Source organism: Methylobacterium sp. C33D, assembly GCF_053345825.1.
In genome coordinates this window covers 178,358-188,148 of record NZ_JBKFAV010000009.1, presented here as the reverse complement: position 1 = coordinate 188,148, position 9,791 = coordinate 178,358, and the positions used below count along the sequence as shown (strand labels likewise).

7 protein-coding genes, 1 rRNA gene and 1 pseudogene are annotated in these 9,791 nt (G+C 73.2%); 6 read left to right on the top strand and 3 right to left on the bottom strand.

All coding sequences use genetic code 11. The features are described 5' to 3' along the window. Nucleotides 1-121, bottom strand: a 16S ribosomal RNA gene (locus ACLBXO_RS09595); the annotation flags it as partial. 1,067 nt (nt 122-1,188) lie between these two features. On the opposite strand from ACLBXO_RS09595, the gene ACLBXO_RS09590 reads away from it, so the two are divergent. The 6 genes and pseudogenes from ACLBXO_RS09590 (at nt 1,189) to metB (ending at nt 6,643) form a co-directional block, all read left to right on the top strand. Beyond that, complete coding sequence (locus ACLBXO_RS09590; RefSeq protein WP_447685230.1) at nt 1,189-2,913, top strand: putative bifunctional diguanylate cyclase/phosphodiesterase; 1,725 nt, start codon at nt 1,189-1,191, stop codon at nt 2,911-2,913. 32 nt (nt 2,914-2,945) lie between these two features. Next, nucleotides 2,946-3,176, top strand: a pseudogene (locus ACLBXO_RS09585) (BLUF domain-containing protein); the annotation flags it as partial. A 239-nt stretch (nt 3,177-3,415) separates the two neighbouring features. After that, nucleotides 3,416-3,667 (top strand): hypothetical protein, encoded by a 252-nt coding sequence (locus tag ACLBXO_RS09580; RefSeq protein WP_447685229.1) that lies wholly within the window; start codon nt 3,416-3,418, stop codon nt 3,665-3,667. Between the two features lie 56 nt (nt 3,668-3,723). Beyond that, on the top strand, nt 3,724-4,824 hold the full coding sequence (locus ACLBXO_RS09575) for a catalase family peroxidase (RefSeq protein WP_447685228.1): 1,101 nt from the start codon (nt 3,724-3,726) through the stop codon (nt 4,822-4,824). Beyond that, nucleotides 4,821-5,423 (top strand): cytochrome b, encoded by a 603-nt coding sequence (locus ACLBXO_RS09570; RefSeq protein ID WP_447685233.1) that lies wholly within the window; start codon nt 4,821-4,823, stop codon nt 5,421-5,423. The genes ACLBXO_RS09575 and ACLBXO_RS09570 overlap by 4 nt, the downstream gene beginning before the upstream one ends. Before the next feature lie 59 nt (nt 5,424-5,482). Further along, a complete protein-coding gene (metB, locus tag ACLBXO_RS09565; protein ID WP_331316235.1) occupies nt 5,483-6,643 on the top strand; it encodes a cystathionine gamma-synthase in 1,161 nt (386 codons plus the stop codon). 9 nt (nt 6,644-6,652) lie between these two features. Here metB and ACLBXO_RS09560 read toward each other — a convergent pair whose 3' ends face one another. Both ACLBXO_RS09560 and ACLBXO_RS09555 read right to left on the bottom strand, forming a co-directional pair. Beyond that, nucleotides 6,653-7,408, bottom strand: coding sequence for a hypothetical protein (locus ACLBXO_RS09560; protein WP_331316233.1), 756 nt, complete (start codon nt 7,406-7,408; stop codon nt 6,653-6,655). Nucleotides 7,409-7,561: 153 nt separating this feature from the next. After that, complete coding sequence (locus tag ACLBXO_RS09555; RefSeq protein ID WP_447685227.1) at nt 7,562-9,691, bottom strand: TonB-dependent receptor; 2,130 nt, start codon at nt 9,689-9,691, stop codon at nt 7,562-7,564. Nucleotides 9,692-9,791 lie beyond the last annotated feature (100 nt).

The following is a 9,791-nucleotide window of genomic DNA, read 5'->3' as shown; positions in this document are numbered from 1 at the left end:
GAAGGCACGTTCCCACGCGTTACTCACCCGTCCGCCGCTGACCCCGAAGGGCCCGCTCGACTTGCATGTGTTAAGCCTGCCGCCAGCGTTCGCTCTGAGCCAGGATCAAACTCTCACGTTGAAGAGAAAGATCCGGCCGATCACGTATATTCTCAGACGGAGCCTCACATCGACCAAGCATCCCGACGCTTCACAGCGCCAAAACACCCGTCGGTGAGCTCAGAAAGAAGAACAACAGATCGGCACAAGTCTACTCACGCCAGGCCCTAAGACCCGGCCGCAAGGACAAACGCCGCCCGCGTCTCCCTTCCTCATTCCAACTTGTCAAAGATCAGTAATCACTCTCGTAATTACCGGCTGAGGAGAAGTCAAGTACCTCGGCTCTCGCCAGATCTACTTTTCTAAACCTCTGGAAGTCCGCCCAACCCGTTCCGTTTCTCTTCCGGACCGCGTCGGGAGGCGCCGTATAAGCTGCCCCAGACTTCCGTGTCAACCGCTCTTTTCCCGGCGAAAGAACCGAACCGGCCGGGCCGGATCTCGGTGCCTCCGTCGACAGTACGCCGCGCGGAACGGCCCTGAGGCCCTTCGATGCGGCGCTGGACGATGGACGCTCCCTCAGTCGCCGGGCCCCGGTCGAACCTGGGCCCGCGCCCGACAGCGTCGCGATCCCGGAGGACCGGTGCTGGCCGGTGATGCTGAAGGAAGGACCGGCGGACGGCGTGCCGTCGTGGCCGGTGACAGGGATCTAGTGGTGCGGCCCGCGATGCGCAAGGGGCCGCGCGCAGGACGGCCAAGCCCGTGACGCACGGCTCGCCGCGCCCGGCCGGCTCCCGCGCCCGGCCCGAAGGCCGCCCGAGGACGGCGCGGCAGGCGCCTATCCGGGCACGCGGCGCCGCGCCCGCACCGTCCGCGATCGTCCGCGATCGTCCGCGATCGTCCGCGATCGTCCGCGATCGTCCGCGATCGTCCGCATCGGGGGGCGAGCGCGGATCCGCCGCCCTCGACGCCGTCACCCTCCACGCGCGTCCCGCCGGCGGGCCCGCCGGGTGGGCGAACGGGAGCTATTACCGTCTTAACCTAGGTCAATACGGTATTTATCTGAGGCTTAAATACGGAATTAGCATCTTTCCGACTATCCAGGCGCTGTTTCCCTGCCGCGCGTCGCCCGGCACTCACGCGAGGCCTGGCATGCGTCCGGATCCCCAGCCCGCCCGCCCGCCGCTCCGCGACGCGGGGCTCCCGATCCCGCCCGGGCGGGGCGGGGCGCGCGACCCCCTGGTGCCCTATCTCGACGCGGTCCGGCAGGGCTTCCTGATGATCGACCGCGGCGGGACGATCGTGGCGGCGAGCGCGCCGGCGCGGCGGCTCCTGGCGAGCCCGACCCTCGCGCCGGAGGTCGGCTCGGCCGCGCTGCCGCTGCTGCGGGCTCTCCGGGACGGGTCCGCCCCGGCGCGGCGCGCGACCCTGCGCGCCCTGCGCGGCGCGCTGACCCGGCGGCAGCCCGCCCTGTTCGAGGTGCAGCGCCGGGACGACACGGTCCAGGTCGAGCTCCAACCCCTCGCGGAGGGCGGCTGGGTGGTCGCGCTGGAGGATGTCAGCACCCGCAAGGCCACCGAGGCCCGGGCCGACGCGATGGCGCGGCTCGACCCGCTCACCGGCCTGCCGAACCGCCTGCTCCTGCGCGAGCGCCTCGCCGAGGCGCTCGCCCGCCTCGCGCGCACCGGCGAGAGCTGCGCCCTGCTGCTCATCGACCTCGACCGGTTCAAGCCGGTCAACGACACCCTCGGCCACCCGGTCGGGGACGCGCTGCTGGCGACGGTCGCCGACCGCCTGCGCTCGACGGTGCGGGACACCGACACGGTGGCGCGGATCGGGGGCGACGAGTTCGTCATCCTGCAGGCCGGGATCCGCGACGCGGCCGGCACGCAGGCCCTCGCCCGCCGCGTCGTCGACCTGATCGGCCGGACCTACATGGTGGAGGGCCATCTCCTGACGATCGGCGCCAGCGTCGGCGTGGCGCTCGCTCCCGCGGACGGCGCCGATGCCGAACGGCTCCTGAAGAACGCCGACCTCGCCCTCTACCGGGCCAAGCTCGACGGCCGCGGCACCTACCGGTTCTTCGAGCCGGAGATGGACGCGCGCATGCAGGCGCGCCGGACGCTCGAGCTCGACATGCGCCAAGCGCTGGCCCGCCGGGAATTCCAGCTGCACTACCAGCCGCAGATGCAGCTCGCGAGCGGCACGCTGATCGGCTGCGAGGCCCTGATCCGGTGGCGCCATCCCGACCGCGGGCTGGTCTCGCCCCTCGACTTCATCCCGCTGGCCGAGGAGATCGGGCTCATCGTCCCGATCGGCGAGTGGGTCGTCCGCCAGGCCTGCCGGGACGCCATGTCCTGGCCGGATCCGATGTCAGTGGCGGTCAACGTCTCGCCCGCGCAGTTCAAGAGCGACCGGCTCGTGGAGACGATCATCTCGGCCCTGGCGGGTTCGGGGCTGCCGCCCCGGCGGCTCGAGGTCGAGATCACCGAGGGCGTGCTGCTGCAGGAGAACGACCGGACGCTCCAGACCCTGCACCGGCTGCGGGAGCTCGGCGTGCGCGTCTCCATGGACGATTTCGGCACCGGCTACTCCTCGCTCAGCTACCTGCGCTCGTTCCCCTTCGACAAGATCAAGATCGACCGGTCCTTTGTGAAGGACCTGACCAGCAAGCCGGACGGCGAGGCGATCATCCGGGCCATCGCGGGGCTGGGGAAGAGCCTCGGCATGACCACCGTCGCCGAGGGCGTCGAGACGTCGGAGCAGATGCAGCGCATCCGCCTGGAGGGCTGCACCGACGTGCAGGGCTACCTGATCAGCAAGCCCGTTCCCGCCGAGGACCTGCGCCAGGTCTTCGCCGCCTTCCCGCAGGCCTGACTCCCCGCCCCTCCCCTCCCGGACGCGAAGCCATGAGCGACCTCTACCGCCTCGTCTACGCCAGCAAGAACCTGCTCCAGGGGCCGGAGGCGATGGCCGCGGTCCGGCAGATCCTGGACGCGTCCCGGCGGAACAACGCCGCGCTGGACGTGACCGGCGCCCTGATGTTCAACGCGGGCGCCTTCGCGCAGGTGCTGGAGGGCCCGCGGCGGGGCGTCGAGGCGACCTTCGAGCGGATCCAGCGCGACCTGCGGCACGACGACGTCACGGTCCTGCAATGCGGCCCGGCCGAGAGCCGCGGCTTCGCGAACTGGTCGATGGCGTTCGTGGGCGCGTCGCGCAGCGGTCAGGCGCTCTTCAGCGGCCTCGGGACCGAGAGCGGGTTCGACCTCGCGCGGCTCGACGGCGACCGGGTCTTCACCATGCTGCACGGCCTCGTGCTCGAGGAGGAGGGATACCCGGCTCGGCCGGGACGCGCGGCGCGACCGAGGCCGCCCTCAGCGTGCTCAAGGCGGCGCTGGCGAGCGAGCGGCAGCGCACGACCGAGTTGCGGACGGAGATCGACGCCCTGCGCGTCGCGCTGGCCGCGTCCGAGGACCGTCACGACGCGCTGCGCGACGAGCGGGACCTGTGGGCCGGACGGGCCGGCCTGCTCGCCCGCGCCCTGGCGCAGGAGGCCGACGCTGTGTGCGCCGCCGCACCGGTCGAGGCGGGCGAGCGGCCCCCGGCGCTGCACGGGGCCCGCGCCGCCTGAAACCGCCGCGGCGGGCGGGCGAAGAGGCGTCATCGTGGCCGATCCTGAGGGACCCGATGACGCTGCTGCACGACCTCACGGGTGCGTCCCCCGGCATGACCGGGATCGCTCTGCTCCTGCGCCTGTCCGCCATCGGCGCGGCGCTGGCCGGGACCGCCGGCACCTTCGCGTATGCCGGCGGCTGGCTCTCGCCCGGCCTGCTCACGCCGGCCCGGATCATCGACCGGTTCGAGCAGGTGAACGGGCCGCATCCCGGCTTCCGGCGCAACCACGCCAAGGGGATGTGCGTCGCGGGCCGCTTCACGGGCAGCGGCGCGGGCGCGCGCCTCTCGAAGGCGGGCCTGTTCGCGGCGGGACGCGTGACGCCGGTCGAGGGGCGGGTGGCGCTGGCCGGCGGCCAGCCCTACGCGGCCGACGCCGCCGCCACCGTCCGCAGCCTCGCCCTGCGCTTCCGGTTGCCCGACGGCGAGGAGTGGCGCACCGGCATGAACAACATCCCGGTCTTTCCGGTGCGCACGCCCGAGGCCTTCTACGCGCAGCTCCTCGCGGCCAGGCCCGATCCCACCACCGGCAAGCCGGATCCGGAGCGCCTGAAGGCCTTCTTCGCCGACCATCCGGAGAGCGCGAAGGCGGCCGCGCTGATCAAGGCCCGGACGGTGACCGCGGGTTTCGCCGACAGCACCTACTGGAGCCTCAACGCCTTCCGGTTCGTCGCCGCGGACGGCGCCGCCCGGCCGGTGCGCTGGGCCATGGTCCCCGAGCCGGCGCCGGCGGCCGAGGCCGCGCCGGGCGACGCGAACGCCCTGTTCGACGCGCTCGCCGCGCAGCTCGCGCAGGGCCCGCGCCGCTGGCACCTGATCGTCACGCTCGGCCAGGCCGGCGACCCGACCGCCGACGCGACGCGGCCCTGGCCCGCCGACCGCGAGACCGTCGATGTCGGCACCCTCACCCTCACGGCGGCGGCGCCGGAGGCCGCCGCCACCTGCCGCGACATCAACTTCGATCCGCTGGTGCTGCCGGACGGCATCGCGCCGAGCGACGACCCGCTGCTGAGCGCCCGGTCGGCGGCCTACGCCCAGTCCGTCACCCGCCGCGCCGGCGAGGCCAAGACGCCGAGCGCCGTCACCGGCGCCGCGATCCACGGAGCCGCCCTGTGACCGAGCCCGACCGCTTCAACCGGCCCGCGCGCCTGCTCCACTGGACCATGGCGGCGCTGATCCTGGCCATGCTGCTGATCGGCGTCGCCATGGTGACCTCCCTCGCCGATTACGGCACCCTCGTCGCCCTGCACCGGCCGCTCGGGATCCTGATCCTGGTCCTCGCCGGGTTCCGGCTCGCCAATCGCTGGCGCCACGCGCCGCCGCCGCTGCCGACGGATCTTCCGGGCTGGCAGAAGCGCGCCGCCCACGGCTCGCACATCCTGCTCTACGGCCTCATGCTGGCCATGCCGCTCATCGGCTGGGCGATGCTGTCGGCGGCGCGCTATCCCGTCATCCTCGCCGGCCCGGTGGTCCTGCCGCCGATCCTGCCGCAGGACCCGGCGCTGTACGCGGTCCTGCGCCGGCTCCACACCGCGCTGGCCTACGGACTGTTCGCCGTGATCCTCGCGCATCTCGCGGCGGCGCTGCTGCACGCGCTGATCCGCCAGGACGGGGTCTTCGCCAGCATGGCACCCTGGCGGTCGACGCGGTCCGGGACCGCCGCGCCGCCGCGGCGGCGCTCTCGTTCTCTTGAAAGTCTGATCCGTTCTCCATAAAGAACGCTCGCCCGGTCCGGTAGGACCGGGCGAGCGGTCACGGCGTGGAGGACGCGGCGATGTCAGAGGGATTAGCGGCCCGTACCGTAGCGGCGGCCAACGGCGTGGCCCAGGACGCGGCCTTCGGCGCGGTGATCGCGCCGATCCACCTGTCGACGACCTTCAAGTTCCCGGCCTTCGAGCAGCCCGGCCCCTACGATTACTCGCGCCTGGGCAACCCGACCCGGGACGCGCTGGCCGACACGATCGCCAAGCTCGAGGGCGGCGCCCGCGCCGTCCTGGTGGCGAGCGGCATGGCGGCCCTCGACCTCGCCCTGTCGAGCCTGCGGCCCGGCGATCTCCTGGTCGCGCCGCACGATTGCTACGGCGGAACCCACCGCCTGCTCAGCTTCCGCGCGGAGCGGGGCCATTACCGCGTCGCCTTCGTCGACCAGACCGATCCGGACGCGCTGGCGGCGGCCCTGGCGCAGGGGCCGAAGGTCGTGCTGCTCGAGACGCCGAGCAACCCGCTGATGCGCGTGGTCGATGTCCGGCGGATCACCGCGGCCGCGAAGGCGGCCGGCGCGCTGGCGGTGGTGGACAACACCTTCCTGTCGCCCGCCCTGCAGCAGCCGATCGCCCTCGGGGCGGACCTCGTCGTCCACTCCACCACCAAGTTCCTGAACGGCCATTCCGACGTGATCGGCGGGGCCGTGATCGCCGCCGACAAGGCGATGGGCGAGGACCTCGCCGCCTGGGCGAACACGATCGGCGTGACCGGCTCGCCCCTCGACGCCTACCTGACGCTCCGGGGCCTGCGCACCCTGTTCGTCCGGGTGGAGCAGCAGCAGCGCAACGCCGCCGCCCTGGCGGCCTTCCTCGACGCCCATCCGGCGGTGGCCCGGGTGCACTATCCGGGCCTGCCCACGCATCCGGGGCACGCCCTGGCCAAGGCCCAGCAGGCGGGTTTCGGGGCGATGCTGAGCTTCGAGCTGGCCGGCGGCCGCGACGCGGTGAGAACCTTCGTGGAGGCCCTGCGGGTGTTCACGCTGGCCGAGTCGCTCGGCGGCGTCGAGAGCCTGATCGCCCACCCGCCGACCATGACGCACGCGGCCATGGACCCGGAGGCGCGGGCCATCGCGGGCATCACCGACGGGCTGCTGCGCCTGTCGGTCGGCCTGGAGGCGGAGGCCGACCTGCTGGCCGACCTGTCGCGGGCCTTCAAGGCCCTGGACGGTTGAGCCGGCCGGTCACTCCTCCTCGACCACGCTGAACCCGGACTCGTCCTCGACCACCCGGAAACGGGCGAGCTGCACGGTCCGGGAGCGCTCGGCCGCCTCGTCGCGGCACTTGTCGACATGAGCGGCGCGGTTGACCACCTGCAGGTTCGGCGCGCCCCAGTAGCCGAGAAGCTCCGGCCAGGGCGCGTCGCGGTGCTCCCGCCAGACCCGGTAGAGCGGCAGCAGGTGGTCGACCTCGGCCGTTCTCAGCAGGCGCTTGCCGGTGGTGGTGCAGCGGTGGCGCTGGCGCAGCTTGAGCGCCCGGACCTGGGCGTGGGGCGCGATCCAGAATTTCCAGGCCGCCACACAGGCCGCGTGCCAGCCGGCATTGGTGTTGGGCGCGCCGCGCGCCCAGAGATCCCGGTGCCAGCCGAACCGGTAGACCGGCTGGCCGCAGATGCAGCAGGCCCCGCGGCCGCGGGCGAAGGCCGGATCGCGGAACGGCGCGGGCGGCGTGCGGAAGCTCCCGGCCCGCCCCTCTACGCCGATCTGCCAGGCCCAGCCCTCCGGCGTGCCGGACCGGGCCGCCAGCGCCCGGGCGAGCCGGTCGGCCCGGAGGATGTGGTTGCGCCAGTAGCTCTCGACGGCGAGCCGCGGCGTCGGCGGGATCAGGGGCCGCGCGAGGGCGTGCTGCAGGACCGGCGCCGGGAAGATCGCCGGCAGGGCCTTCTCCAGCCGTTTCCGGGCCTGCACGTTGCGGAGGGTGCGCCAGCTCGATGTCGTCATGCCGGACCGGTGGTACCCCGGCCGTCGCGGCGCCGCGACGGCGCCGGTGCAACAGCTCGCCGGTCCCGCGCGGTCGCCGCTCAGGGTTAAGAAAATGTTTCCCGTGAAACATCGCGCCGCCCGACGGGCCCGGCGCGGCCGCGCCGGTCCGGCTCAGAGATCCACCGCCATCGACAGCAGGTAGGTGCGCGGCGCGCCCTGGAAGAAGGTGCCGAACGAGGCGACCCCGGTCCAGTACCGCGCGTCGGTCACGTTGAGGACGCTGGCCCGGAAGGTCGTCGGCCGCCCGGCGACGCGCGTCGTGTAGCGCAGGCCGAGGTCGAGGCGCGCCCAGTCCGGCAGGGCCTGGGTGTTCGCGAGGTCGACGAACTGTCGCCCGGTATAGATGACCGCGCCGTTGAGCGTCAGGCCGGGCAGCCCGGGCAGGTCCCACTCGGCCCCCAGGCTCGCCTGGACCTCCGGCACGCCGATCGGCCGGTGCCCGCGATTGGCGGCGAGCGCCGTCCTGACGAGGCGTCCGTCCAGCAGGGTCACGCCGCCGACCACCCGGACCTGCGGGGTGATCGCGCCGAACAGGTTCAGCTCGAGCCCGCCGACGCGCTGCTCGGCGGTCGCCGCGAAGCGCCCCTGCGGGCCGAGCTCGCCCGCGGGCTTGGTGATCCGGAAGGCGCCGAGCGTGGCGCCGAACTGGCCGAGATCGAGCTTCACGCCGGCCTCGACCTGCCGGGCCACGTAGGGGGCCAGGATCGTGCCGGAATTGGTCGCCACCGCCGGGGCCACGTCGCCGCGGCTCAGGCCCTCGATGTAGTTGCCGTAGAGCGAGACCGAATCCCAGGGCCGCACCACGAGGCCGACCATCGGGGTCGTGGCGCTCCTGTCGTAGGACGAGGCCAGCGTGCCGACATTCGACACGTAGTTGTGCGCCTCCACGCGCTGGCGGCGCACGCCCAGGGTCAGCAGGACGCGCTCGTCGAGGGCCGACAGCGTGTCGGCCACCGCGATCCCCGACAGGGTGCTGTCGGACAGGCGGGGCCGGCCGACGCCGTAGATCGGCGCGATGTACGGGACGAGGGCCGGCGCGTAGAGGTTCGACAGGTAGGCGCCCCGGCCGGGCGAGAACCGCCGTCCCGTCGCCTCGTCGTACACGGAGCCCTGCACCGTCAGGGCGTGGCGGATGAAGCCGGTCTCGAACCGGGCCCGGACGCCGCCGTCGTAGGTGAGCCGGTCGACGTTCAGGGCGTAGAATTGCGGCGTGCTGGTCGTGTCGCCGCGGCCGTTGAGGATCGTCGGCGCCGACTGGAAGTAGCGCTCCACCCCGGTCTGCCCGCCGCCGACATCCGCGAACAGCGTGACCTGATCGGTCAGGTCGTACTCGGTGCGCAGCAGGCCGCCGCGATCGTCGACGTCCGAGTATTCCCAGGGCTGGGTCAGGTTCAGGCGGCCGTCGGGCGCCCGCGGCACGGGCACGCCGGCCCGCAGGAGGAACGGGCGCAGCGGCGCGTCGAAGCGGTCGGTCTGCGCCAGCAGGTAGAGCCACGCGCGGAACCGGTCGCCCTGGTAGTCGAGGGCGAGGGCCCCGACGCCGGTCGTCTCGGTCTGGCGGTCGAAGGGCGTGGCGCCGCCGTGCAGGCTGCCGACGACGCGGGCCCCCCATTCCCGGCCCGGCCCCCAGCGGCGGGCGACGTCGGCCTGGCTGCCGCCCCAGGCGGACGAGCCGTAATCCAGTGTGACGCGGGTCAGGTCCGCGCCGGCCCGCTTGGGCACGATGTTGACCACGCCGCCGACCGCGCCGTTCGGCGACACGCCGGTGAGGGCGGCGGACGGCCCCTTCAGGACCTCGATGCGCTCCACGTAGTCGGTGAAGATGCGGAAGCTCGGGGCGATGCCGTAGAGGCCGTCGAAGGCGACCTCGCCGCTGGTGTTCTCGTTGGACGGGAAGCCCCGGATGGAGAAGGAATCGAACGGCGCCCCCGTGGTCTGGGTGGCGCGCACCGACGGGTCGAGGACCAGGGCTTCGGACACCGTCCGCGCCTGCCGGTCCCGGACGAGCGTGTCGGTGTAGCTCGCGATGCTGAAGGGCGCCTTCTGCGTCTCGGTATCGCCCAGCAGGCCGAGGCGCCCGCCCCGCGCCACCTGACCGCCGGCATAGGCCGGGACCGGGCCGCGCGGCTCGGCCGCGCTCGCGACCGAGAGCTCGTCGAGCTGGACGTCCCGCCCCGCCCCGGCCTCCTCGGCGCGGGCGGCGTGCAGCCCGGCCCCGACGAAGCCCAGCAGGACGGCCATCGGGAGAACCGGCCGGGCCGCGCGCCGCCGGCGCCGGGTCCGCGCGGAAGCAGGCACTGAGAAGTCGTGGGACCGCATTGTCGTGACGAAGGCTCCGAAT

What these genes read in the sequence shown, in the direction of transcription:
- ACLBXO_RS09590 (WP_447685230.1), top strand. Translation starts at nt 1,189, where the DNA reads ATGCGTCCGGATCCCCAGCCCGCCCGCCCGCCGCTCCGCGACGCGGGG.
- ACLBXO_RS09575 (WP_447685228.1), top strand. Translation starts at nt 3,724, where the DNA reads ATGACGCTGCTGCACGACCTCACGGGTGCGTCCCCCGGCATGACCGGG.
- metB (WP_331316235.1), top strand. Translation starts at nt 5,483, where the DNA reads ATGTCAGAGGGATTAGCGGCCCGTACCGTAGCGGCGGCCAACGGCGTG.
- ACLBXO_RS09560 (WP_331316233.1), bottom strand. Translation starts at nt 7,408, where the DNA reads ATGACGACATCGAGCTGGCGCACCCTCCGCAACGTGCAGGCCCGGAAA.
- ACLBXO_RS09555 (WP_447685227.1), bottom strand. Translation starts at nt 9,691, where the DNA reads ATGGCCGTCCTGCTGGGCTTCGTCGGGGCCGGGCTGCACGCCGCCCGC.